The sequence below is a fragment of the Pseudomonas sp. GM79 genome (assembly GCF_000282495.1).
Lineage (GTDB): Bacteria > Pseudomonadota > Gammaproteobacteria > Pseudomonadales > Pseudomonadaceae > Aquipseudomonas.
Genome location: NZ_AKJE01000025.1, coordinates 101,853 through 126,576 on the forward strand (window position 1 = coordinate 101,853; position 24,724 = coordinate 126,576).

The 24,724-nt window shown below is 57.8% G+C and carries 25 protein-coding genes and 1 tRNA gene; 17 read left to right on the top strand and 9 right to left on the bottom strand.

The features are described from left to right. Nucleotides 1-41: 41 nt before the first annotated feature. The 4 genes from PMI36_RS23930 to PMI36_RS23915 all read left to right on the top strand — a co-directional run bounded on the left by PMI36_RS23930 (nucleotide 42) and on the right by PMI36_RS23915 (nucleotide 5,713). Complete coding sequence (locus PMI36_RS23930) at nucleotides 42-2,954, top strand: aminotransferase (RefSeq protein WP_008068729.1); 2,913 nt, start codon at nucleotides 42-44, stop codon at nucleotides 2,952-2,954. Nucleotides 2,955-3,266: 312 nt separating this feature from the next. Continuing rightward, entirely contained in the window at nucleotides 3,267-4,145 is an 879-nt protein-coding gene (aguB, locus tag PMI36_RS23925; RefSeq protein ID WP_008068730.1) for an N-carbamoylputrescine amidase, read from the top strand. A gap of 3 nt (nucleotides 4,146-4,148) precedes the next feature. After that, on the top strand, nucleotides 4,149-5,255 hold the full coding sequence (aguA, locus tag PMI36_RS23920; RefSeq protein ID WP_008068731.1) for an agmatine deiminase: 1,107 nt from the start codon (nucleotides 4,149-4,151) through the stop codon (nucleotides 5,253-5,255). Between the two features lie 245 nt (nucleotides 5,256-5,500). Then, on the top strand, nucleotides 5,501-5,713 hold the full coding sequence (locus PMI36_RS23915; protein WP_008068732.1) for a hypothetical protein: 213 nt from the start codon (nucleotides 5,501-5,503) through the stop codon (nucleotides 5,711-5,713). Between the two features lie 226 nt (nucleotides 5,714-5,939). Here PMI36_RS23915 and PMI36_RS23910 read toward each other — a convergent pair whose 3' ends face one another. Further along, complete coding sequence (locus tag PMI36_RS23910) at nucleotides 5,940-8,033, bottom strand: TonB-dependent receptor (RefSeq protein ID WP_008068733.1); 2,094 nt, start codon at nucleotides 8,031-8,033, stop codon at nucleotides 5,940-5,942. 254 nt (nucleotides 8,034-8,287) lie between these two features. Between PMI36_RS23910 and PMI36_RS23905 the strand changes: the two genes are divergently transcribed. From PMI36_RS23905 to PMI36_RS23875, 7 genes are all read left to right on the top strand, one after another. Next, complete coding sequence (locus PMI36_RS23905) at nucleotides 8,288-8,959, top strand: DsbA family protein (protein ID WP_008068734.1); 672 nt, start codon at nucleotides 8,288-8,290, stop codon at nucleotides 8,957-8,959. Nucleotides 8,960-8,976: 17 nt separating this feature from the next. After that, a complete protein-coding gene (locus PMI36_RS23900; RefSeq protein WP_008068735.1) occupies nucleotides 8,977-9,372 on the top strand; it encodes a nuclear transport factor 2 family protein in 396 nt (131 codons plus the stop codon). A gap of 237 nt (nucleotides 9,373-9,609) precedes the next feature. After that, nucleotides 9,610-10,896, top strand: coding sequence for an OprD family porin (locus PMI36_RS23895; protein WP_008068736.1), 1,287 nt, complete (start codon nucleotides 9,610-9,612; stop codon nucleotides 10,894-10,896). A 231-nt stretch (nucleotides 10,897-11,127) separates the two neighbouring features. Beyond that, nucleotides 11,128-11,874 carry a 2OG-Fe dioxygenase family protein gene (locus PMI36_RS23890; RefSeq protein WP_008005252.1) on the top strand — a complete coding sequence of 249 codons (747 nt, stop codon included), beginning with the start codon at nucleotides 11,128-11,130 and terminating at the stop codon, nucleotides 11,872-11,874. Between the two features lie 46 nt (nucleotides 11,875-11,920). Further along, nucleotides 11,921-12,334: a GNAT family N-acetyltransferase gene (locus tag PMI36_RS23885; protein ID WP_177319480.1), complete on the top strand. Its 414-nt coding sequence runs from the start codon at nucleotides 11,921-11,923 to the stop codon at nucleotides 12,332-12,334. Beyond that, complete coding sequence (locus tag PMI36_RS23880; protein ID WP_008068738.1) at nucleotides 12,331-13,047, top strand: AzlC family ABC transporter permease; 717 nt, start codon at nucleotides 12,331-12,333, stop codon at nucleotides 13,045-13,047. The genes PMI36_RS23885 and PMI36_RS23880 overlap by 4 nt, the downstream gene beginning before the upstream one ends. Further along, complete coding sequence (locus PMI36_RS23875; RefSeq protein ID WP_008068739.1) at nucleotides 13,026-13,343, top strand: AzlD domain-containing protein; 318 nt, start codon at nucleotides 13,026-13,028, stop codon at nucleotides 13,341-13,343. Before PMI36_RS23880 ends, PMI36_RS23875 begins: the two co-directional genes overlap by 22 nt. On the opposite strand, the gene PMI36_RS23870 is transcribed toward PMI36_RS23875, so the two are convergent. Continuing rightward, a complete protein-coding gene (locus tag PMI36_RS23870; protein WP_008068740.1) occupies nucleotides 13,260-14,186 on the bottom strand; it encodes a LysR family transcriptional regulator in 927 nt (308 codons plus the stop codon). The two genes, PMI36_RS23875 and PMI36_RS23870, sit on opposite strands and share 84 nt — an antisense overlap. 692 nt (nucleotides 14,187-14,878) lie before the next feature. Between PMI36_RS23870 and PMI36_RS23865 the strand changes: the two genes are divergently transcribed. The 6 genes from PMI36_RS23865 (at nucleotide 14,879) to PMI36_RS0129385 (ending at nucleotide 18,359) form a co-directional block, all read left to right on the top strand. Further along, nucleotides 14,879-15,100, top strand: coding sequence for a tautomerase family protein (locus tag PMI36_RS23865; protein WP_007897514.1), 222 nt, complete (start codon nucleotides 14,879-14,881; stop codon nucleotides 15,098-15,100). Then, nucleotides 15,097-15,753, top strand: coding sequence for a DsbA family oxidoreductase (locus tag PMI36_RS23860; RefSeq protein ID WP_008068741.1), 657 nt, complete (start codon nucleotides 15,097-15,099; stop codon nucleotides 15,751-15,753). Before PMI36_RS23865 ends, PMI36_RS23860 begins: the two co-directional genes overlap by 4 nt. Nucleotides 15,754-15,795: 42 nt before the next feature. Beyond that, entirely contained in the window at nucleotides 15,796-16,506 is a 711-nt protein-coding gene (locus PMI36_RS23855; protein ID WP_008068742.1) for an SDR family NAD(P)-dependent oxidoreductase, read from the top strand. Nucleotides 16,507-16,639: 133 nt separating this feature from the next. Further along, nucleotides 16,640-17,389 (top strand): hydroxypyruvate isomerase family protein, encoded by a 750-nt coding sequence (locus PMI36_RS23850; RefSeq protein ID WP_008068743.1) that lies wholly within the window; start codon nucleotides 16,640-16,642, stop codon nucleotides 17,387-17,389. A gap of 249 nt (nucleotides 17,390-17,638) precedes the next feature. After that, nucleotides 17,639-18,037 carry a carboxymuconolactone decarboxylase family protein gene (locus PMI36_RS23845; protein ID WP_007939479.1) on the top strand — a complete coding sequence of 133 codons (399 nt, stop codon included), beginning with the start codon at nucleotides 17,639-17,641 and terminating at the stop codon, nucleotides 18,035-18,037. Beyond that, nucleotides 18,003-18,359: a hypothetical protein gene (locus PMI36_RS0129385; protein WP_008068744.1), complete on the top strand. Its 357-nt coding sequence runs from the start codon at nucleotides 18,003-18,005 to the stop codon at nucleotides 18,357-18,359. The genes PMI36_RS23845 and PMI36_RS0129385 overlap by 35 nt, the downstream gene beginning before the upstream one ends. Before the next feature lie 291 nt (nucleotides 18,360-18,650). Here the strand turns inward: PMI36_RS0129385 and PMI36_RS23840 are convergent. From PMI36_RS23840 to PMI36_RS23810, 7 genes are all read right to left on the bottom strand, one after another. Next, a tRNA-Thr gene (locus PMI36_RS23840) sits at nucleotides 18,651-18,726 on the bottom strand. A gap of 78 nt (nucleotides 18,727-18,804) precedes the next feature. Continuing rightward, nucleotides 18,805-19,629 (bottom strand): FkbM family methyltransferase, encoded by an 825-nt coding sequence (locus PMI36_RS23835; RefSeq protein WP_008068745.1) that lies wholly within the window; start codon nucleotides 19,627-19,629, stop codon nucleotides 18,805-18,807. Nucleotides 19,630-19,972: 343 nt separating this feature from the next. Further along, nucleotides 19,973-21,202, bottom strand: a complete 1,230-nt coding sequence (locus PMI36_RS23830; protein WP_008068746.1) for a methyltransferase — start codon at nucleotides 21,200-21,202, stop codon at nucleotides 19,973-19,975. Beyond that, complete coding sequence (locus PMI36_RS23825; RefSeq protein ID WP_008068747.1) at nucleotides 21,183-21,872, bottom strand: ABC transporter permease; 690 nt, start codon at nucleotides 21,870-21,872, stop codon at nucleotides 21,183-21,185. The genes PMI36_RS23830 and PMI36_RS23825 overlap by 20 nt, the downstream gene beginning before the upstream one ends. After that, nucleotides 21,869-22,564, bottom strand: coding sequence for an ABC transporter permease (locus PMI36_RS23820; protein WP_008068748.1), 696 nt, complete (start codon nucleotides 22,562-22,564; stop codon nucleotides 21,869-21,871). Before PMI36_RS23820 ends, PMI36_RS23825 begins: the two co-directional genes overlap by 4 nt. A gap of 78 nt (nucleotides 22,565-22,642) precedes the next feature. Further along, entirely contained in the window at nucleotides 22,643-23,389 is a 747-nt protein-coding gene (locus PMI36_RS23815; protein WP_008068761.1) for an ABC transporter substrate-binding protein, read from the bottom strand. 13 nt (nucleotides 23,390-23,402) lie between these two features. Continuing rightward, a complete protein-coding gene (locus tag PMI36_RS23810) occupies nucleotides 23,403-24,176 on the bottom strand; it encodes an ABC transporter ATP-binding protein (protein ID WP_008068763.1) in 774 nt (257 codons plus the stop codon). Between the last annotated feature and the right edge of the window lie 548 nt (nucleotides 24,177-24,724).

A 24,724-nucleotide genomic window follows, 5' to 3' on the forward strand; every position in this document is an offset into this window, starting at 1 on the left:
GTGGCGATATAAGCGCCTAATAAAATTTCAGGGGTCGTTGTATGCCGCTCGCCACGTTGATTCACCGCGCCAGTCTGCCCAGCCCGCAGGTGTCTGCGGCGCAAGCGCTTGAGCTGCTGAAAGAGCATTACGGGCTGAGCGGGCGGTTGCAGGCGCTTGGGAGCCAGCAGGATCTCAATTTCCGCGTCGACAGCGAGCAGGGGCGTTTTGTCCTGAAAATCTGCCGTGGTGATTACTCGGCGCTAGAGCTGCAAGCTCAACACGCAGCGCTCAAGCATCTGGCTGAACATTCCGGCGTGCCGGTGCCGGGAGTGATTGCTGCCAAAAATGGCGCAGACTTGCTCTCACTTGAGGTTGGGGGCCAAGCAGTGCATGTGCGTCTGCTTGATTACATCGACGGCCAGTCCCTGACGCACCTCAATCATCTAAGCCATTCAGTGGTCGCCGGTTTCGGTCGGCTCTGCGGCGAAATGGACCTGGCGCTGGCCGGTTTCAATCACCCAGGCCTTGAGCGCACCCTGCAATGGGACGCTCGCCACGCCAACGCGTTAATCGCTCATTTGCTGCCGGTGATCCAGGATGACCTGCAGCGAAAGCTGATCGCCGAAGCCGCTGAACAGGCCGAGCGCCATTTGCAGCCCTTGGTGGACAAGCTGCCGGTGCAGGCGATTCACATGGACATCACCGACGACAACGTAGTCTGGCAGCGAGATTCGCAGCGCCAATGGCAGTTGCAGGGCGTCATCGATTTCGGCGATCTGGTCCGTACCTGGCGGATCACCGATCTGTCGGTGACTTGCGCCGCGCTGCTGCACCATGCCGATGGCGATCCGTTCTACATTTTGCCGGCGGTTCGGGCTTATCACGGGGTCAATCCGTTGCAGCATGAAGAGTTGCTGGCACTCTGGCCGCTGATCGTCGCCCGCTCGGCAGTGCTGGTGCTGAGTGGCGAGCAGCAGGTCAGCGTCGATCCGGGCAATGAGTACAGTCGCGACAACCTGACCCATGAGTGGGAAATTTTCCGTGTTGCCACATCGGTGCCGTTGGCGTTGATGGAGGCAGCGATTCTTACCGCCGTCGGTCAAAGCCTGCCGAGCATCGGCAGTGAAGACTTCGCGCCATTGTTGCCGAGTCTGGTGGGGCGTGAGTTTGCGTTGATCGATCTGGGCGTGCTCAGTCCGCATTTCGAGGCGGGTAACTGGGAGCAGCAAGGGATCGATCTGCATCTGCTGACTGAGGCCGCCGCGGCTCATGGTCTGGCGGCCAGTCGATATGGTCAGTATCGTCTGTCCCGCACCCGGCCGGACTGCGCCAGCGAACCGGATACTTTCCCGCTACACGTTGCATTGCGAGTGCCCGATGGCACGGCGGTCGAAGCGCCGTTTGCCGGCGTTATCCATATCGAAGGGGAGAACTTGCTGCAACTGGATGGCCCAGAGCTCAGCGTCCGATTGTGGGGTGTGGCCCCATCGGTACGCAGTAGCGCGGCGCTGGTCAAAGGCCAGGTGCTGGGTTCGGTCAGCGGGCCGTTGATCGTGCAGTTGTGCCGAAGTGCTCAGCTAGATGCGCCGTTGTTTTGCACACCTTCGCGCGCAGCAGCTTGGCAGGCACTGTGTCCGTCACCTGCCGTGTTGTTGGGCCTGGCCTGCGATGCGCAAGAAGAGCTCGACCCGCAGACATTGCTCGCCCGCCGTGACGCGAGTTTCGCTCGTTCCCAGAAGCACTATTACGTCGACCCACCGCGCATCGAGCGCGGCTGGCGCAATCACCTGATCGATATGCAGGGTCGCTCTTACCTCGACATGCTCAACAACGTCGCGGTCCTGGGTCATGGCCATCCGCACATGGCTGCCGTCGCCAGCCGGCAGTGGTCGTTGCTCAACACCAATTCGCGTTTCCACTACGCGGCGATTGCCGAGTTTTCCGAGCGTTTGCTGAAGCTGGCACCGGACAACATGGATCGAGTATTCCTGGTCAACAGCGGCACCGAGGCCAATGATCTGGCGATCCGCCTGGCCTGGGCCTACAGCGGCGGTCGCGACATGCTCAGCGTGCTGGAGGCGTATCACGGTTGGTCAGTCGCGGCGGACGCGGTCTCGACTTCGATTGCCGACAACCCCAAGGCCTTGAGCAGCCGTCCGGACTGGGTGCATCCAGTGACCGCGCCGAACACCTATCGCGGTGAATTTCGTGGTATCGACAGCGCACCGGACTACGTGCGCAGCGTCGAACACAACCTGGCGAAAATCGCCGAACAAAAACGCCAACTGGCCGGTTTCATCTGCGAGCCGGTGTACGGCAATGCCGGCGGTATCTCGTTGCCGCCGGGTTATTTGAAGCAGGTCTATGCGCTGGTCCGCGCTCAGGGCGGGGTATGCATCGCCGACGAAGTGCAGGTCGGTTACGGCCGCATGGGCAAATTCTTCTGGGGCTTCGAAGAGCAGGGCGTAGTGCCGGACATCATCACCATGGCCAAAGGCATGGGTAACGGCCAGCCGTTGGGCGCTGTCATTACCCGACGGGAAATTGCCGAAGCGCTGGAGGCCGAGGGTTACTTCTTCTCGTCAGCCGGTGGCAGCCCGGTCAGTTGCCAAATCGGCATGGCGGTGCTGGATGTGATGGAAGAAGAAAAACTCTGGGAGAACGCGCAGGTTGTGGGCGGGTATTTCAAAGAACGTCTTGAAGCGTTGATTGACCAGCATCCGTTGGTGGGAGCGGTGCATGGTTCCGGTTTTTATCTGGGCGTGGAGTTGATTCGCAATCGAGAAACCCTGGAGCCCGCGACTGAAGAAACCACGGCGTTGTGCGATCGCCTTCGTGAGTTGGGGATCTTCATGCAGCCGACGGGTGATTACCTGAACATTCTCAAGATCAAGCCGCCGATGGTTACGTCGCGTCAGAGCGTGGACTTCTTCGTCGACATGCTGTCCAAAGCCTTGGATGAGGGCCTATAAGCAGCGCCGCTGACCCCCTGTAGGAGCTGCCGAAGGCTGCGATCTTTTGATCTTTAGCGATATCACCAATGCCAAAAATCAAAAGATCGCAGCCTTCGGCAGCTCCTACATTGGAATCGCGAAATACCGATTGTTATCGGCTTTGAGTGAGTTGTTTTCGACAGAAAGAATATTTATCGCTTTAAAAGCCGATTTTTATCGGCTATAAAGTCGCCACTGCCCACGGTGTGGCTGAACCACGCCCGGTGCTGCCTCTTTCTGTCATTGGTCGATGCCACCCTCGACCCTCAGCACTTGCCCAGGAGATGATTCATGAGCCGTATCGTTACCGTCGCCGCTACCCAGATGGCTTGTTCCTGGGATCTTGAAGCCAACATCGAGACCGCTGAAAAGCTGGTCCGTGAGGCCGCGGCGAAAGGCGCGCAAATCATCCTGATCCAGGAGCTGTTCGAGGCGCCGTACTTCTGCCAGAAACCGAACCCTGACTACCTGCAGCTGGCTACGACGGTAGAAGACAACGTCGCCATCAAGCATTTCCAGAAGGTCGCCAAAGAACTTCAGGTTGTTCTGCCAATCAGCTTCTACGAGCTGGCCGGTCGCGCACGTTTCAACAGCATCGCGATCATCGATGCCGACGGCAGCAACCTCGGGATTTATCGTAAAAGCCACATTCCAGACGGCCCTGGCTACCACGAAAAGTACTACTTCAACCCGGGCGATACCGGCTTCAAAGTCTGGAATACCCGTTACGCGAAAATCGGCGTGGGCATCTGCTGGGATCAGTGGTTCCCTGAGTGCGCCCGCAGCATGGCGCTGCAAGGCGCGGAAATCCTGTTCTACCCGACCGCCATCGGCAGCGAGCCACACGACAAGACCATTTCGTCCCGCGATCATTGGCAGCGCGTGCAACAAGGCCATGCCGGCGCCAACCTGATGCCGCTGATTGCCAGCAACCGCATCGGCAACGAAGAGCAGGACGGCTACGACATTACCTTCTACGGCTCGTCGTTCATCGCCAACCAGTTTGGCGAGAAAGTCCAAGAGCTGAATGAAACAGAAGAAGGCATTCTGGTTCACAGTTTCGACCTCGATGAGCTGGAGCACATCCGCAGCGCATGGGGCTCATTCCGTGACCGTCGCCCGAACCTGTACGGCGCGATCAAAACCCTCGACGGTTCCCTGGAGTCCTGAACCATGACCACTTTGAACAGCACCCCTCGCACCGACGGCTTTTACATGCCCGCCGAATGGGCACCACAGACCCAGACCTGGATGGTCTGGCCCGAGCGCCCGGACAACTGGCGCCTGGGCGGCAAACCGGCACAAGCTGCGCATGTGGCGGTGGCCAAGGCCATCGCGCGTTTCGAACCGGTGACCGTGGCGGTTTCCGCCGGCCAGTACGAAAATGCTCGTGCCCGTCTCGACGTGCCGAATATTCGTTTGGTGGAGATGTCCAGCGATGACGCCTGGGTTCGGGATACTGGCCCGACGTTCGTCATCAACAATCGCGGCGAAGTCCGTGGTGTGGATTGGGACTTCAATGCCTGGGGCGGTTTTGACGGTGGTCTGTATTCGCCGTGGAACCGTGACTCGCAGGTGGCGGGCAAGATCCTCGAAATCGAGCGCAGCCCGCGCTATCGCACCGAAGGTTTTGTGCTCGAAGGCGGCTCGATCCATGTCGATGGTGAAGGCACCCTGATCACTACCGAAGAGTGCCTGCTCAACCGCAATCGCAACCCGCACATGGACCGTGCGCAAATCGAAGCGGTGCTCAGCGCCAATCTGGCTGTGGATAAGATCATTTGGCTGCCGGACGGTTTGTTCAACGACGAAACCGACGGCCATGTGGATAACTTCTGCTGCTACGTGCGTCCGGGCGAAGTACTGCTGGCCTGGACCGACGACCCGCAGGACCCGAACTACCCGCGCTGTCAGGCGGCAATGAACGTGCTGCAAAACAGCACCGATGCCAAGGGGCGCCCGTTCACGGTGCACAAAATGCCGATTCCGGGGCCGTTGTACGCGACCGAAGATGAGTGCGCTGGCGTGGACCCGGTAGATGGCACTCAGGAACGCAATCCAACCGTTCGCTTGGCCGGCTCTTATGTGAACTTCCTGATCGTCAATGGCGGCATCATCGCGCCGAGCTTCGACGATCCGTTGGATGGTCCGGCCAAAGAGATTTTGCAGGCTTTGTTCCCGCAGCACGAAGTGGTCATGGTGCCGGGTCGCGAACTGTTACTGGGGGGCGGTAACATCCACTGCCTTACCCAACAACAGCCCGCGCCGCACAAGGAGTGAGTGAGGTTGTAACAGCCTGAGTTGATTGAAGAATCGATTGAGCAACGATTTAGCCTCGTTATTTCACACAAAGCCCGCAGCCCGTCAGGACTGCGGGCTTTTTTGTATCCACTTGTCGACACTTCGAAAACATTGGCACAGCTCTTGTATCTTCGATGGCGCAACATGGGGAGGGAGAGAACTTCGATGTTCTGTCATAAACCTTGGATAAGTTAGCCGCTCACAAACCAGGAGAGAGCGCTGAGATGAACGCCGAAATGAACGTCGTGAGCGAGCGGGCAATGCATCCCCTGGCAGTTAATAGCGAATCGCTCCAAGTCTTGGCGCAATGGTTGAAGTCCAATGGAACGCGTCAGATCAGAGAACCTGATCCGCGCCGGATGATGATCGAGCGCTACCCCGCTGGTTTATTCAGCGAGGCGGAACTGGAAGCACTGTGGGATGTGATGGAAGGATAAGAAGAAAAACAACGGATTGATAAAAGCGCTGCCGGGAAGGCGGCGCTTTTTTATGGGCGAAGGTTTTTATGATCAATGGAGATCAAATGTGGGAGCGGGCTTGCTCGCGAAAGCGGTATGACGGTCAACGAAGATGTTGGACATGATGGCCCCTTCGCGAGCGAGCCCGCTCCCACAGGTGATCGGTATAAACACAATATTTGTGCCCAAACCGGATCAGCAGTGGTTAGAAACTGTAAGTACCGGTCACGACCAGGCTCCGTGGTGCGCCCGGCTGGATCTGCGCCGCGCTGGTGGCTGACGAGTAATACTCGCGATCGGTGATGTTATTCAGCGCCGCCCGCAAATCCCAATCCTTGTGCCGGAACCCGGCCAACGCATCCCAACGGCCATAACCTGGCAACACGGTGGTGTTGAGGTTGTCGGCGTAGCGCTGACCCACCAGGGTCAAACCGGTTTCGGCGTACCAGCCCATTTCCGGTTTCCAGGTCAGGAACAGGCTGCCGTTGTGCTTGGCGACGTTGCTGATGCGTTTGCCTTCGAAGCCGTTGTTGTCCTTCTCGACTTTTGCGTCCTGCACGCCGACACCACCGCGCACGTACCAGTTGCTAGCGATCTTGCCGGTGCCGGTCAGCTCGATCCCGCGGGAGCGTTGCAGGCCGGTGAGCAAGGTCATGGTCGGATTGTTCGGGTCGCTGGTGCGACGGTTGGAGAGTTCCAGCTCGTAGATCGCCAGCGTAGTGCTCAGGCGATCGTCGAGCCAGTCGCTCTTCACGCCGATTTCCTTCTGCTTGGTCAGCTCGGGACTCAGATCGTTGCTGTTGCCGGCCGCGCCTGGCGTGATACCGATCAAGCCGCCACCGACCGGGGAAAAGGTCTTGGTCCAGGAGGCGTAGAAGGAGTGATTCTGCAGCGGCGTCCAGACCACGCCTACGCGCGGGCTGGTGCTGTGGCTGTCGCGATCTTCGGAAATGTCCCGCAGCTTGTTGGTCGATTCGATATCAAAGGTGTCGTAACGCAAACCGGCGAGAAGTTGCCATTGATCGTTCAGGCGCAGTTGATCCTGCACGTACACCGCACGGCTTTCGACTTCAGTGTGGGTGCTGCTCGATACCTGCATCCGCCCGGTATGGCGCAAGTCGCGATTCGGGTTGTACAGATCCAGTGCCGGTACCAGGGAGCTACCGCGCCCGGATGTCGCTGCGTTATACAACGTTGGATCGCGCCGTTGGCTGCCGATCTCGATACCGGTCAGCAAGCGATGCTCCAGGCCGAACGTGTCGAACCCGCCTTCCAGTTCGACGTTGTTATAGACGTTGCGGGTGGTCAGGTCCTGCTGCCAGTGCTGGCGCGTGACCTTGTTGGTCGCCGGGGTGTAGCCGGTCAGGTAGGTGTTGTCGAAATCGCTGTTGAGCTTGAATACACCCAGGGTATGGCGCAGCTGCCAGTTATCGCTGAGTTCATAGCTGAGTTTCGAGCGCAGGGATTGCGACTTGTCGTCGATGAAATCGTGCTCGCTGCCGTAGGTCGTATCCCTTCCTACGTCTGCCGGGCGCCCGTTGACACCGGGGATGCCGCGATCCGGCGTACGGTTGTAGCGGCTGTATTCGTACTGCACCAACCAGTTCAGGTCGGGCGTCAGTTGCCAGCTCATCGACGGCGCGAACAGTTGGCGATTGCCGCTGACGCCATCGCGAAAACTGTTCTGGTCCATGTTGCCCATGTTCAGACGCAGGCTGATGTTCTCGCTTGGATCGGTGCTGAGGTCGGCATACAGGCTGCGCAGATCATCGCTGCCGCCTTGGGCCTCAAGGGTCGAGCGACGACCGAACTCCGGCAGTTTGCTGACCCGGTTGACGATCCCGCCCTGGCTGCCACGGCCATACAAAACAGCGGCTGGGCCTTTGAGGACTTCGATGCGTTCGATGTTGTGCAAGTCGCGCACGTACTGGCTGTCATCACGGATGCCATCGAGGTAGAAGTCGTTGCTGGCGTCGAAACCACGGATGCGCAGGCTGTCGAAGCGGGTGTCGGCACCGCTGCTGACGTTGGGCATGCCGCTCAGTGCCGTGCCCAGATCGTTGGTGCCGTAATCCACGACGTTCGCGGTTTTCACCGAATCGATGGCCTGCGGCACGTAACGCACCGGTGTAGCCGTGCGGGTCGCAGTGCTGGTCTCCTTTACGCGTGGATCGTCAACTTGCGCTTCGGCGTTGATCGAAGTCTCGGGTAAAACAGTCGTGGCGGCACAGGTAAAACCTGCAGACAGGAAAGCAGAGAGCCCAAGGGTGATGGGCGTAAGGCGGGAGGGGGCAGGCATCTGAAGCGCATCCGGGAGGGTAGAGAAATTCGAGGGCGCGAATGGTAATGCTTGCTATTTACTTTCGTTAACTATTCTTGAACGGCTGCCTTGTTTGATTGTTTCAAGTTATGTCGTGATTGGTACAAAGGTGCAACGGGGTCATTCGACCGATTCATGAAACAGACTGAAAGCCATTCCAGCGTTTTTCCGAAACTGTCTGGGGATTAATCTGCCGGCATTGAGTTTTCCTACTATGTTGCCGGAGTCTTCCCATGATCCTTCACTACATTTACGACCCATTGTGCGGTTGGTGCTACGGCGCCAAACCCTTGGTGCAAGCCGCCCAAGCGGTGTTGCCTGTCATCGCCCACGGTGGCGGCATGATGACCGGCGCCAACCGCCAGACCGTCTCGCCACAACTGCGTAACTACGTGATGCCTCACGACCGACGCATCGCCGAGTACACCGACCAGCCGTTTGGAGAGGCGTATTTTGAGGGTTTGTTGCGCGATGAGACGGCAGTGTTCGATTCCGCGCCGCCGATTGCTGCCGTGCTGGCAGCCGAGCAGATCGCTGGCCGCGGGCTAGCATTGCTGGGGCGTTTGCAGACGGCTCATTACGTGGAAGGTCGACGCATCGCTGATAACGCCGTGCTACTGGAACTCGCCACACAGACCGGCCTTGAACCCGAGGCGTTCCAACAGGCATTTAATGAAGCTGACACCGAGCGCCATATCAAGGACAGCCGCGCACTCCTGGCCAAGCTCGGCGGTCAGGGTTTCCCGACCTTTGCGCTGGAGCAGGATGGCCAGTTCACCTTGGTCGACATCGGCCCTTGGCTCGGCAAGCCGCAAGCCTTCGCTCAATGGTTGAGCCAGTCATTGGCGGCAAAAGAGTCTTCATCCGCGTTTCAAGCCTGTGGCCCCGACGGCTGCGCCCATTGAACTCACCTGGAGTCACCATGGATAACCTGAGCCTGATTAAAAGCACCTACGAAGGCGCCAACTCCCAGGAGAATGCGCGCAATACCGCTGCGGCGCTGGCCGATGAAGCTCGCTGGACCGAAGCGGCGGGTTTTCCATACGCCGGCACCTACGTCGGTTTCGATGCCATCGTCGAAAACGTCTTCAAGCGTTTGGCCACTGAATGGGACGATTTTCAGTTCAAGGTCGAGCACTACGTCGCACAGGGCGACAAGGTGTTTGCCTATGGCAATTACAGTGGAGTCTACAAAGCCACCGGCCGCCCGATGAATGCCCGGGTCGCTCACTTGTGGACCCTGGCCGACGGCAAAGTCACGCATTTCGAACAATTCGTCGACAGCCACACCGTGCAATTGGCTATCGCTGACAAGTGATTTCTTAGACGATTTTCGCCTATTCACAGACGATTCCTGAAATTGACACCTTATTAAGGGCGCAGATAGGATGCGCCCCACGCCTGTGGCTAACCGCCATGACTCACAAAACAATAAAAGGCCCGCCGCGAATTTTCGTGGGCGGGCCTTTTTGTTTTTGGGTGAAAAAAGAGCGCGATAGCGCCATTTCAGTGGTTCGACACACAGCGCGTATCAACCCGTAATAAGGAAAATAACATGTTGAACAAGCGAATCAGCCTGATCGCATTGGGGATGTTGAGCGCCACTCAGGCTATGGCTAACGACCAGGCCGAATCCAAGGGTTTTGTTGAAGACAGCAGCCTCAAAGTGCTGCTGCGCAACGCCTATATCAATCGTGACTACAAGGACGGCCGACAGGACAAAGCCGAGTGGGGCCAAGCGGCCATCGGTACTTTCTCGTCCGGCTTCACCCAAGGCACCGTCGGTGCCGGTGTGGATGCCTTCGGTCTGTACGCACTGCGTCTGGACGGCGGCAAAGGCCGCAGCGGCGCCGGTGGTATCGACTTTTTCAAACAGGGCGACAGCGGCAACGCGGCGGACGACCTGTCAAAGGGTGGCGCGGCCGTCAAGTTCCGTCTCTCCAGCACCACGCTGACCTATGGCGACCAGATGCCGGCCCTGCCGGTGCTGAACTACGACAACTCGCGCCTGCTGCCAGAAAGCTACACCGGCACGTTGATCACCTCCAAGGAGATCAAAGGTCTGGAACTGAACGCCGGTCGCTTCACCGCCGAATCGCGCAAAAGTGCTGAAGGCCGTGACAGCGGTGGCTTGAAGTCGATCAACGTGTTGGGCGGTAGTTACCAGTTCACCGAACAGTTCAAGGCTGCGCTGTACGCGTCCGACGTCGAAGATGTATTGAAGAAGCAGTACGTGAACGCCAACTACGTGTTCCCGATCGACAAGGATCAGTCCCTGACCCTGGACTTCAACGGCTACCGCACCAAGCTGGACGATTCCTACGTCCGCGAAAGCGGTGCTACCGGCGACGACAACAAGATCTGGAGCCTGGCAGCGACCTTCGCCACCGGCCCGCACTCGTTCACTCTCGCTCACCAACGCAGCACCGGCGACAGCAACCTGGGCTACGCCTACGGCGGCTACCAGAAGGATCAAGGTCGCGTCGGCGACGGTGGCAACACCATCTATCTGGCGAATTCCTACTGGTCCGACTTCAACGCCGAAGACGAACGCAGCTGGCAGTTGGGCTACGGTCTGGACTTCAGCGCTTTCGGCGTTCCTGGCCTGAGCTACAACTTTGCCTATGTGCGCGGTGACAACATCACCACCTCCACCAGCGAAGGCGGCACCGAGCGCGAGATCTTCAACCAGTTCAAGTACGTCGTGCAAAGTGGCCCGGCCAAAGACCTGAGCGTGAAGGTACGCAGCTCGATCCTGCGCGTGTCGCAGAAATCCAGCGAGTACAACGTCAGCGGCAACGAACTGCGCGTATTCGTGGATTACCCGATCAGCATCTTCTGATGATCGACTGAGTTGTTCAGACTCGATAAAGACCCCGACTGGTTCGGGGTTTTTTTCGCCTCAGGACCGTAAGAAAATACGAAAAATGGCTGTTTTCGATCGCAGAAAGTCGAATTAAAGCAACTTCATACCGCGTTTCAATCAACGCTTGATATGCCTGAAATTCTTTCTCATGGGCCGCAAATCCTGCACCTACTAGATTAAGCCGCTAAATGCAGTGGAGACCTAGTAATGATCGTTTTGAACAGAGAAGTTGGCGAATCGCTACGGCGCGACAAATATGTCAACGTCCAGGGAGCCGACTTCAATCTCTTCGGTCATTTTTCCGACTTCGTCAGATTGACCAAAAGTTGGGAAAGCATGGAGCCGGACAGTTATTACGGCCAGGCCGATGCGGGCATGCGTTTCCGTCGTTACAGCGATTTCGAATACAACCCGGTCACCCGTGACTTGACGCAGCTGGAACACCGCGCCTACGTGCAATCGAAGGCCAACAACAGCTACGTCGGCGGACTGGAGCGGCACTTCCAGGATTTCTCCAACGAAGTCATCAATTCGCCGGTGATGCGCAGCCTCATCGATGCGGATTTCGAGGTGTACAAAAACGTATTGCCGCCAGAGTTGCACGACGAAATCTGGCAATGCCAGATCCATCAGATCCGCATCGAAATCAAGCCAGGCAAGCAACTGGAAATTACCCCTGAAGGTATTCATTGCGACGGTTATCCGTTCAGCGGTGTGCATTTCTGGGGCCGCAACAATGTGGATGGGGCCGAGAGCCGTTTGTATTCGGCCCAAGAGGAACAACTGGCGGCGACGACTTATCTGGAAATCCTCGACACCACCTACTTCCTTGATCGCGACATGCGTCACTACGTGACACCGGCACGCAACACCCACGCTCACGAAATGGCCTATCGGCAGATTCTGGCCATTTCCTTCTCGCGGCCCGGGACCGCTTTCGACATTGTTCGCTGAACAGCTAGACCCCATGTTGCACATCGCTGAGTGCCCTGCACCGGTGATGCTGCAGCGCGCGACGGCCAGGGATGCCCAGCGCCTGGAGTGCTTCTTTCGGCAATTCGAAGAAGTGTCGTTCTGTGAATGGCAGGACGCCAAATGCCTGCGCGGTGTGTTGGTGCAAAAAACCACTGCTGCGTTCCTCGCGCTCGATATCCGTGGCGAAGTAGTCGGCGCGGTGTTGGGCGGCATGCTCGGCAGCCGTGGCACCATCAATCACTTGGCGGTGAGCCCGGTGTATCGCAGCCAGGGCGTCGGTCAGCGCCTGGTGGAAGCGGCGTCGGCAGACATGAAACGGGTCGGTGTGCTGCGGATGTTCCTGTTCGTCGACGATGCTAACCTTGCCGGCAAACGTTTTTGGAGTGCCCAGGGCTTTTGCGAGCCGCGTGGCGAAACTACCTTTGAGAGGGACCTATGAATGAGACGTCCAGCAGCCAGCCGCTGATGGTCGAGCCCCAGCCCTCGCGCACGTTTGCTGAAGCCAGCCCGGTGATTGCGGGCTACTTCACAGTGTCGTTTGTGTTCGGTTTGATGGCCGTCAATGCCGGATTGCCCGTGTGGCTGCCGGTCGCGATGTGCCTGTTCGTCTATGCCGGTGCCTCGCAGTTCGCCGCCCTGGCGCTGATCTCCAGCGGCGCGTCGCTGACCACCATCATCCTCACTACGTTTCTGATCAATGCGCGGCACATGCTGATGTCGGTCTACATGGCCAAGGCCTTGCAGGCGATGGGGCTCAGTCGTCTCGAGCGCTGGTGTTATGCCGGCGGGCTGACCGATGAATCGTTCGCCTTCCACAGCGTCAAACTGGGCAAGGGCACGCCGGTCAATGTGCGTTATCTGATTGGCTTCAATCTGTATTGCCACACGTCGTGGGTACTGGGTGGTTTGCTGGGAGCAATCTGCGCGCAGTACGCGGCGCACCTGATCAAATATCAGCTCGACTATGCGCTGACCGCGATGATGCTCTACGTCCTGGTATCGCTGTGCAACACCCGCAATAAACTGATCGCCGCACTGGCCGCGGTCGCCTGCATGGGTGTCCTGAGCCTGATCGGCAGCTCACCCTTCAACGTATTTATCGCCACATTCGTGGGCTGCGGGGTGGGTGTATGCCTGACCAAACGTTCCTGATTCTGGTCGTCGTGCTAATGATGGCCGTGACGTTCCTGCCGCGTGCGTTGCCGCTGCAAGTGAACACCGACCATTGGCCGCCCTTCGTCGCCAGGGCGCTGGAATACCTGCCGGTGGCGATCGTCGCTGCAATCAGCCTTACGCCGCTGTTGATCAAGGATCAGCAGGTGCAGCTCGATCGCCCGGAATTCTATGCAGCGATTCCGACGTTGTTATGTGCGTATTTCAGCAAAAACCTCTTTCTCAGTGTGGCGGTTGGGACGGCTGCGTACATTGCGCTCGGGTCGTTCATGTAGCGACAGAGCGACCACGTCGTTCAAGGCCTGACCTGACAACTCGGGATTATTGACCGCCAACCGCACTTCGAGGGAGTCCTCGAAACCCGGGAAAATGGTCAGGCCGTTACGCAGCGCCGCTTCACGGGAAACCATGCCAAGGCCGTCCATTTGTGTGATCAACGACAGGGTCAGGGTCTCGCTGCAGGAATAGATCATTCGCTTGCCTGACTCGTAATGACCAAGGCCGGCGTCGAGAAAGCGCAAGAAGCTGTGGGAATACGGACAATCATCGGCAGGACGAACCTGAAACTTATTGCCGAGCAGCATCAGCGGATCGTTTTCCTGACCGCAATGGGCACCGACCACCTGCACCTGTACATGGGGCAGGGCAATGCTGGGTAACCCCGGTTGTTGCGGGCCGATCAGCACGGCCAGGTCGAAATCCTCATTCTTCAACTTGCTGAGGTTTTCCATCGACTCGGCGTAGCTGAATTCCAGTTGATAATCAGGAAACACCTCAATGAGGCGCCCGATCATTCGCCGGTTGAAGTCGGCCGAGAGCGTGGTGTTAAGTGCAACCTTGAGCGTGCGTTGCCCAGGCACTTTGAGCGCGGCGACTTTTTCTTCCAGTAGCCGCGTGGCGACCAACACTTTGTCCATGTAGGGCGTGAGCTCCGTGCCCTGCGTTGTCAGAGTCAGCCCCTTGTTGGAGCGACGAAACAACCGAAAACCGAACTGCTCTTCAACCTTGTTCAACTGCGCGGCCAATGCCTGCACGGTCAAACAGGAATGCTCTGCCGCTGCCGACAATGAGCCGGTCTGCACAATGCGCATGAGGTTACGTAAGGTTCTGCTATCCATTTGGGTAATGCCCTCTAAAGTGGGCTGGCTATTGTTGTGTACCTGGCCGCCGGGTGGGCGTCGGTCGCGTGCTGGCTATGATCCTGCACCTGAGCATGCTTGTCCCGAGTTTAGTAGCGAAATGATTCCGCGTCCGATGGTTTGAGGCTTACAGAGGATCGGGGTTTTGGTGGCGGGTAGGTGATCAGGGTCAAAGAAAAGGCCCGGATGGAGAGGTGTGGGCGTTTTTTGGAAGCAGCTAAACCTTTTTCCAGGGCAAAAAAAAAGCAGCCTGATCAGGCTGCTTTGATGAATAGGTGCTTGATATTGTGCTCCCTCAAGCAGGGGAGGAGAGGTTTACCCGAGCGCTGATTTTCAGGTCATCAACGGGGCTCCTACATCGACTATCGCCACCTGAAGGCAGTCGGTTTCGCGCTCTCGATTAAATTTTCTTCCCGTGTGACGCGGGTGTCAACGGGTGTATTTGACCGTGTGTCGGCGTCTTTCCGGGCCGGTTTTTTCTTGGTCGGCATACCGCCTCGCAATGACGGTGAAGACTTTCGCAGCGAAAGAAAAGGTTCAGGGGCATAAACTCGTTACACCACGTCACTAATGATGTTCCCGTCCCCACCTTTATCCCCCTGACCCCACCTCATACAGTCCTCTCCAACGCCTCCCCATCATTCCGATGAGAAGGTCACTGGAGATTCATCATGCCTTTCGTAAGCGTACGCATTACCCGCGATGGCGTTACCTCAGAGCAGAAAGCTCAGGTGATTGCCGAAATCACTGAAACCCTGGAACGCGTCCTCAACAAACGCCCGGACCTGACCCACATCGTGATCGAAGAAGTCGACACCGATAACTGGGGCTATGCCGGGATCACCACTACCCAGTACCGAAAACAACTGGCTGAGGCGCAGGGCCAGTCATGACTACGTCCGTCGCCATCGATTTTGTCTCCGATGTGGTGTGTCCGTGGTGCGCCTTGGGCGCGACGGCGCTGGAGCGAGCGATCGAGAACGTGGCCGGCGAAGTCTCGGTCCAGCTGACTTACAAGCCCTTCGAGTTGAACCCGGACATGCCGGCGGGAGGCGAGAACGCGATCGAGCACTTGATGCGCAAGTACGGGCGCAGCGCCGATGAAGTTGCCGCTGGCAAAGCGATGCAGATCGCTCGCGGTGAGGCCATTGGCTTGCGCTTCGATCTGGAGAAACGCAGCCATTTCTACAACACATTCGATGCTCACCGGCTGTTGTTGTGGGCGTTGCAGAAAGGGCGACAGGTCGAACTCAAGAAAGCCTTGCTGCGCGCCTATTTCAGCGACGGCCAGAACCCGAGTGATCACCAGACGCTGGTTCGTCTGGCGGCGGAAGTGGGGCTGGATACAACGGCTGCGCGTGAGGTGCTGGCATCCGGAGCGTTTGCCAAGGAAGTGCGTGAGCTTGAGGCGTTTTATCGCGAGCGCGGCATTAATTCGGTCCCGGCCATGGTGCTTAACGGGCGTCACCTGGTGTCCGGTTCGCAGTCGGTTGAGTACTACGAACAGATGCTGAGGCAAATGGCGCAAACACCTGCCGAAGCCTGATTGATCACTTTTCAAACCATCATTTATCAGTTGAGGTTCATCATGAGCAATTCGAAAAAAGTCATCGTCATTACAGGCGCCTCCCAAGGTCTCGGCGCAGGTATGGTCAAGGCGTTTCGTGAACTCGATTACCGGGTGGTCGCCACTTCGCGTTCGATCCAGCCGTCCACCGACCCGGACATTCACACCGTGGCAGGCGACATCGGCGACCCGGCGGTCGCCCAGCGCGTCATCCGTGAAGCGATCGAACGTTTCGGCCGTATCGATACCCTGGTCAACAACGCCGGGATCTTCGTCGCCAAGCCGTTTACTGCCTACACCCACGAAGACTACGCCGCAGTCTTGTCGGTGAACCTGAATGGTTTCTTCTACATCACCCAACTCGCCATCACCGAGATGGAAAAACAAGGCAGCGGTCACGTCGTCAACATCACCACCAGCCTGGTGGATCACGCTATAGACGGTGTGCCGTCAGTACTGGCGTCGTTGACCAAAGGTGGCTTGAATGCGGCGACCAAATCCCTGGCCATCGAGTACGCCAAGCGTGGGATTCGGGTGAACGCGGTCAGCCCCGGCATCATCAAGACGCCGATGCATGGCGAAGAAACCCATGAAGCGCTGGGGAGTTTGCATCCGGTTGGGCGCATGGGGGAGATCAGCGACATTGCTCAGGCTGTGGTGTATCTGGACAGCGCCAACTTTGTCACCGGGGAGATTCTGCATGTTGATGGCGGGCAGAGTGCGGGTCACTGAGACCTGATTTACACCCCAGAAGCAACAAAGCCCTCGCATTGCTGCGAGGGCTTTGTTTTGATGCAGTGCTGGAGCAGCGAAGGATGCTCCAGGCTGATGATTTCATTTCTTCCCAAGGATGGATATTTACCCAATGCTCAAGTTCAACGCTCATCTCGGTTTCCAATTCAATGAATTGCCTTTTCTGCAACGCATCGAAGCCGCCGCCGCAGCGGGTTTTCGGGCGGTGGAGTTCCCGTCGCCCTATGAATTCGACGCGAGCCTCCTGGCAGACCACCTGGCGCAATACAGTCTGCCGTTGATTCAGTTCGCCGCACCGGCGGGCGTTACCAAAGGCATCGCTGCCTTGCAGGGCAAGGAAGAAGAGTTTCGCCACGGTTTGCTCCAGGCCGCCCGCTATGCAAAGGCGCTGGCATGTTCGGATGTCCACATCATGTCTGGCGTTACGACGCAGGATGACGCAGGACCTATCTTCGGAGGCAACCTGGAGTATGCCGTCAAGTACTTCGAGGATCAGGGATTGCGGCCGCTTATCGAAGTAATTTGTACGCAAGAGATGCCGGGCTATTACATGTCTGACTTCAGCAAGGCGCAACAGGTGCTGGAGACCTTCCCGAGTGTCGGGCTGATTCTCGATCTTTACCATGCTCAGCTTTTGACCGGAGATGCGGTAGATGTTCTGGCTCGGTTTTATGACAGAACAGTCCATGTGCAAATAGCCGACTGCCCGGGGCGTCACGAACCGGGAACAGGGAACATCAACTTCGCAGTTTTGTTCGCCGCGCTGGAGCAGCGTGGCTACACAGGATGGATCGGGTGTGAATACCGTCCTTCCGGTTCCACTGTTGCGAGCCTTGACTGGATTAAACAGCTAAGTGCTTAGCGCTTGCGATGCGGACGGGATTCGCATTTCACATACGAGCGTTCAGAGCTAATCCACCAAGTTCTATAACTTCAGGTACTTAGTGGTACGTCATTGCGCCCAAAAAAACTAAATCCATCCTGTTGTTTCTACGATGTTTAAGAATTCATTGCTGGAGTCGTGCTGCTGCCGGCTCTGGCATGGCCGCCAGCGAACTAAACTAGTTGTATCTCTGTAGCAGATGTCTCTCCAGAGGTAAGGAGGTGTCAAATGGCTATTCGTGATACCTATCAGGAAATTGAGCAGACCCTGGGTCTGGTACCGGAGTGGATCAAGCAGATGCCGGAAGGCGGAGCGATCGGATTCTGGGGCGTGGCCCGGGACTTCTGGCTGGCGGATACCAAGATTCCAAATAAGTACAAGGAGTTGATAGGTCTGGCGGTGTCCGGGGCGACCCGTTGCAAGTATTGCGCCCTGTTTCATACCGAAGCCGCGCGCTTGTTTGGCGCGAGCGATGAGGAAATTTCCGAAGCCAGCTTTATGGGCTCGCTGACCATGATGGGCAGCACCTTTATTAACGCCCAGCAGATCGATTACGAGCAGTTCCGGCAGGAAACGCTGAGTATCGTCCGGTATGTCAAAGATCACTCGCAACCCAAAGCCGCTTAAGCCGTTGCGCGAACCTGCCCTTCGCCAGCTGACGAAGGATAAGTTGATTGCAATCACCAGCGATGGTCCCAGGACCACCGCTCGGTGGCAAGCGGCTGTGCTGCGAGCCATCAGCGAACTAATGCAATACAGCGATACCGCCCGCGAAGAAAACCAAGACCTGCGCATCCCCTTCGCCAAAGCACTCCATGACCTCTATGCCGGACAGAAGTCCGACGCCGAGTTGACGGAAATGGTGCTGCTGATGCTGGAAGTGGAAACCGCCCCCTTGCTCGGCAAAGGGCCTCACGCAGGAACGGCATCCGGGAACAACAACCTCTGAGAAGTGGAAAAGGGACAACTTTATTTTCCCAGATGGAAATCGTCGTATCCCTGGTTTGAGCAAAAAAGACCCGCACGATTTGAGCATGCTGACAACGTCAACCTAGGCTTGGCGGGTGTATTGGTGTGCATTTGAGGTAGGTGCAGTCGCTCGTCAACGTCATGCTGAAGCGAATGTGTAACGGCAGGCACGCAGGTGAATTTGGTGGGGCTATCAAGGTCGGGTGGAAGCAGATTCTCCAACCCCAGAAACAACAAAGCCCTCGCATTGCTGCGAGGGCTTTGTTTTGTATGGTGCCGGCACCAGGAGTCGAACCCGGGACCTACTGATTACAAGTCAGTTGCTCTACCAACTGAGCTATACCGGCGTGTTAGGGCGACGATTATAGCGATTGGGTTGGTTCTGTAAACCCCTGAATTCAGACTATTTTTACGCCGGCGTTCGGTCAGGCGCGAACCAGCACTTTCTTGAGCTTCTGCAGGGCACGCCAGGCTCGGCTGTTTTGCATCGCCCGCAGCTGCGCTTCGGCGTGTTCGGCGCGTTGCAGGGCGGCGGCGAGGTGGTTTTCGGCGTCAGTGACGGGGTGGCTGAAGTTGTGGCCGCGGCAGAACTGGAATTCGTCCAGGTTGCATGGCGGAATGTCGAAGGCGGGTTTGAGGGCCAGGTGTTCTTCGGCGAGGTAGTAGGTGTTGATGCCGTCGAACAGGATGGGCTGGTAGCCGGCGCCGGTGACGAGGTTTTCCCAGGTCTGGTCGCGTTCCCATGGGGTTTCGATGAGGATGATCCATGGACGCCATCGGGTGAAGTCCATGCCGCGCAGGACGGTTTCTTCGTGGCCTTCGACGTCGATTTTCAGGAAGTGGATCGTGCGGTTCCCGGCGTGTTGTTCACAGATGGAGGCCAGGGTGCGGGATTTGACGGTTTGGCTGCGCACGTCCATGCCGGCATCTTTGTGTTGCTGGGCCAGGGCCGGGTCGAGGGTCGACAGGCCGGTGCCGGCGATGCCGTAGAAGGTCAGGTCGTCGGCGCTTTCGCCGGCCACGCATTGCAGGTTGATGTCGTTGGGGCGTTGTTCGCACAGGGCGTCGTAATAATTTGGCATGGGTTCGACGTTGATGCCGGTCCAGCCGCGGTCATAAAAGGCCTTGGTGACGGAGTCCTGGGTGGGGTGGTTGGCCCCGATGTCGATGTAAAAGCCATTTTCGACGTATTTGAGGGCGCGCCACAGGCGGATGTCTTCGAAATTCTGGGCGTAAGAAATGAACGTCACGGTCGCATCCTGTCGGTCAGATTTTTCTTGTTCATGGCCGCACTGTCGGCGTCCTTGTATGCGTGTATAGCAAGGGACGTTGCAAGGCGCAATTTTGCGCTATGGATGTCCGGTGTTCGGCGGTTATGTCGTTTTGATTAAATGCTTATGCACAATGGAGCAGGGGCGATGGCCTGTTCATTACGATTTTGTGAACTCGTTCTCATTTGTCTGCAAATGCCTGTTTTACCGGTTTTTTATAATGGTGAACAAAAAATGACCAGCAGTGTTTAAGGCGTAAAACGGCGCGGATATTGGATCCACGATAATTCCATCAACAGAGTTATCCACAGGCTGTGGCTATTTAAGGACGTTCTGCCAGGAGTAGGAAATTACGCGGCGTGAGTGGAGTTTTACAGAAGGTGCCGAGACGAACGGCGTAACCCTGTTCAATGAGGAAAAGTGCCCGATCAAGTACCAGCCACAGCTCCAGCGGCCGTCGGAAAAGGCCTCGTAGCAGCTCCAGATTGCGGACTTCAGCCAATCGCTGCCAACCGGCGGTTTCGAGTGTAGTCCAATCTGGGGCACCAACTGTGGATAAGTCTTTGAGTGTTGCCAGATCGCGGCAGTAATCGGCGAAAGACTTGTCCAGCCAGGCGCTGGGCAGGGAAGGGGTTGGCAGGTATTCGTCGACGCCGCGCAGTTGCCGTTGCAGCAAGTCGAACGCCAGGCGCCGGGCCATGGAGGTGTCGCGCTGGCGTCGGACGCGAGCGCCGGCGGTGACGGTTTCGCTCATCGGCAGCGCAAGATCATCAACGGAGAGACGTAGGTCGGAGCGCTCAGCCGCGCGGGAAAGCGGCTGATAGGTGTTCGGACTGATCCGGTTGTAGCAGCACGGTGCGATGGCCAGTTGTTTGCAACCGGCGGCGCTGGCGAGCTGGATCAGTCGCACATGCAGATCACCGCAGGCGTGCAGCGCTACGGGCGTGTGTTCGGCGTTCAATAAGGAGGCTGCGCCTGGCGCGAGCACATCCTGCTCGACGTGCAACGCATGCAACTGATGACGCTGGCTGAGTGCCTGGCCGCTGGCGACCAGCGCCGGGTCGAACTCCAGGCACGTCAGTTGTTGCCCGGTTTGCAGCAGACGCCGCCCCAAATGGCCCTTGCCCGAACACCAATCCAGCCAATGCGTCGGTGCATGAGCAAACTGCAGGCGACCGGCGAACGCTTCAATCTGCTGCCATTTGCGCCCCGGCACATCCACATTCAATCGATGACTTGCCGCTTCAAGTGTACGAGCTGGTAATTCACCCACCGTGCTCAGGTCAGCAGACATCGCGGCCAATGAGGCAAATGGCTCCGGCGCATCAAGCAAACAAGGTTGGTTATGACTGCTTTCCGCATCCTCCAGTGACCGTCCGCGTAGCCAAAGCGCCAACTCCGGGTAGGACGCTTCCCAAGACAGCTGCAGGTGGGTAAACGGTCGAGGTTTCCATAGCGCTTGATGCTCGATCAGGAAAGCATCCAGCGCGGTGAAACGGGCGAGAAGGGCCTCGCCCGTCAGCACGCAGGAATCAACGCCCTTGGCAGGCATCGACGCGCAGCCAGCGCTCCAGCAGCTTGAAGCCGCGAACCAGCACGTAAGCCATCAGCAGATAGAACATGCCCGCGGCGAAGAAAATCTCCACTGGCAGGTAGGTGCGGGCAATGATGGTGCGAGCCATGCCGGTCAATTCCAGCAAGGTCACGGTGCTGGCCAGGGCGCTGGCCTTGAGCATCAGGATCACTTCGTTGCTGTAGGCCGGCAGGCCGATGCGCGCCGCACGCGGCAGCATGATGTAGAACAGGGCTTTGGTCCGGGACATGCCCAGCGCCCGCGCCGCTTCAATCTCGCCCGGTGGAATGGCCTGGATCGCGCCGCGCAGGATCTCGGCGATGTAGGCCGCGGTGTGCAGGGTCATGGTCGCGGTGGCGCACCAGAACGGACTGCGCAGGTAGGGCCACATCGAGCTGTTACGCACCGCGTCGAACTGCGCCAGGCCGTAGTAGACCAGGAACAGCTGAACCAGCAGCGGTGTACCACGGAAAAAGAAGATGTAGCCGTAGGGGAATGCCCGCACGTACCAGAGTCGTGACGAGCGAGCGATGCCCAGCGGAATCGCCAGCAGCAACCCGGCGATCACGGCGATGGCCACCAGCTCCAGGGTCAGCGTCGCGCCCTGAGCCAGTTTTGGCAGCCACTTGATGATGACTTCCCAGTTCATTGGGTGCTCCTGGCGAAGCCGCGAGCGGCACGTCGTTCCATAAAGTGCATGCCGGTCATGGCCAGAATGGTCAGACCCAGATACATGAAGGCGGCCACCATATAAAAGGTGAACGGTTGCTTGGATATCGTCACGCCGATTTGTGTGTGACGCATGATTTCTTCCAGGCCGATGACGGAAACCAGCGCAGTGTCTTTCATCAGGATCATGAACAGGTTGCCCAGGCCGGGAAGGGCGATTCGCCACATCTGCGGCATGATCAGTCGGGTAAAGATGCGAAATTTCGACAGGCCCAAGGCCACGCCGGCTTCACGGTGACCCTTGGGGATCGCCAGAATCGCACCGCGAAACACTTCCGTGGCGTAGGCGCCGAAGCACAGTCCCAGCGCAATCACGCCGGCGGCGAAGGCATTGAGTTCGAGGTCGGGGTTGCCGAAGAACTCGCCCAAGGCACGCATCAAGTTGACTGTGCCGAAGTAGATCAACAGCACCCAGAGCAATTCCGGGATGCCGCGAACCAGCGTGGAATAAGTGCCGCCAAGCCATTGCAGCGGCTTGTACGGGGAAGTCTTGGCCAAGGCGCCGAGCAGACCGAGCACCAGCCCCAGGCACAAGGCCGAGAGTGCCAGTTTCACAGTCATCAGCGCACCAGCGGCGAGCGCCGGGCCGAATCCGTAGAGGTCGATAATCATGGATTTCTATTCAAATCGCGGCAGGCAATGCGAAGGACCGGCACCGTCAGAGAACGGCGCCGGCCAGGCAGCTCAGAATCAGTAGATGCTGAACGGGAAGTACTTGTCGTTGATCTTTTTATAGGTGCCGTCAGCGACGATTTCTTTCAGCGCAGCGTCCAGCTTCTCGCGGATCGGGTCGTTCTTGCGCACAGCGATACCGATCTTGTCGCTTTCTTCCACCGGGTCGCCCTTGAATTCGTAAGCACGGCCGGCGTCGCTTTTCAGCCACTCGTAGTTGACGTATTTGTCGGCCAGGATGGCGTCCAGACGACCCGAAGTCAGGTCCAGGTAGGCGTTTTCCTGGGTGTCGTAGAGTTTGATTTCGACGCCTTCCATGTTGTCTTCCAGCCAGGTGCCGGCCAGGGTCGCGCGTTGAGCGCCGATAACCTTGCCTTGCAACGAAGCCTTGTCGGTCTTGAAGTCGACGTTTTTCGGTGCGATGAACTGCAGCTTGTTGGAGTAGTACGGGGCGGTGAAGTCCACTGCTTGCTTACGCTCGTCAGTGATCGACATCGAGGAGATCAGGAAGTCGAACTTCTTGGCGTTCAGCGCCGGGATGATGCCGTCCCAGTCGGACGTAACCACGGTGCACTCGACTTTCATCTTGGCGCACAGGGCATCGCCGATATCTTTGTCGAAGCCGACGACATTGCCACTGGCATCTTTGTTGTTGAACGGCGGGTAGGCCGCTTCGATGCCCATCTTCAAGGTCTCGGCGGCGACACCGGCACTGAAGGCCAGGGTGACGGCAGCGGCCAGGAAGATTTTTTTGTAGTTCTGCATGCGAGTAGCTCCGTTAGCGGTTGCTGGACATGAATTGTTTGCAGCGCGCCGAAAGCGGGTTTTCGAACACCTGCTGTGGCGATCCTTGTTCTTCGACCAGGCCTTGGTGGAGGAACACCACTTCGCTGGACACCTGACGGGCAAAGCTCATTTCGTGGGTCACGAGCAGCATGGTGCGGCCTTCTTCGGCCAATGCGCGGATGACATTAAGTACTTCCTGGACCATTTCCGGGTCAAGGGCGGAGGTGGGTTCGTCGAACAGAATGACCTTGGGCTGCATCGCCAGGGTGCGGGCGATGGCCGCGCGTTGCTGCTGGCCGCCGGAGAGTTGCGCCGGGTAGGCGTGACGCTTGTCAGCGATGCCGACCTTGGCCAGCAAGGCTTCGGCGACTTCAATGGCTTCGGCCTTACTTTGGCCGAGTACGCGGCGTGGGGCTTCGATGATGTTGTCGAGCACGCTCATGTGCGGCCAGAGATTAAAGTTTTGAAATACAAAACCGATCTCGCTGCGCAGGCGATTGATCTGCTTGCCGTCGGCAGCGACCAATTCGCCGTTCTTGGCGGCTTTGAGCTTGAGTTCTTCGCCGGCTACCAGGATCTGGCCCTGATGCGGGTTTTCCAGCAGGTTGATGCAGCGCAGGAACGTGGACTTGCCGGAACCGGAGGAACCCAGGATCGAGATCACATCACCGTCGCGGGCGGTCAGCGAGATGCCTTTGAGCACCTCAAGCTGTCCGTAGCGTTTGTGCAAGTTGCGGATTTCAAGCGCGGGCGTGGCCTCAGCCATGTGCGTTCCTCATAGTGTTTTGCGCTCCTGCTATTGGCGGCCTTCCTGGCGAGGCGGCCAAGCTAGCATAGCGTTCGAATGGCAGCCAACAGCGCTACGGACGGTAAACGGGTGGCATGTGGCAGGTTGTCGCATCGGCACAGCAGACTGTCGCCCCATCAACAACCGAACAGCCGTTTGAACACGCTTGGACGTGGCTGTCGCGTAAAAAAAGGCGCGATGTTGCCAGCTTTGGCGGGGTGTTGGAAGCGCTAACCGGACAAACGTTCCTGATCTGCACTTTTATTGTGCGCACCTGTATTTCTTGATGTGTTTTTGGTGCGCAGATTCGTTACTGAAGTGGGTGGCAGGGTAACGCTCTGGCGAAATGCCATTAATCTCAATGACTTGCGATAACTGCTCGATCTGCGTGCAGGCCCCGTGTAACGGGCGAGTGAAACATTTTGGCGCACTTATTGCGTGCAGAATAAGAAACGCCCTGTTGGATTCTTTTTACGAGAAGGAATGTCAGACCGGGCCGACGTCATCGCTTTACTTGCAAAGGTAGT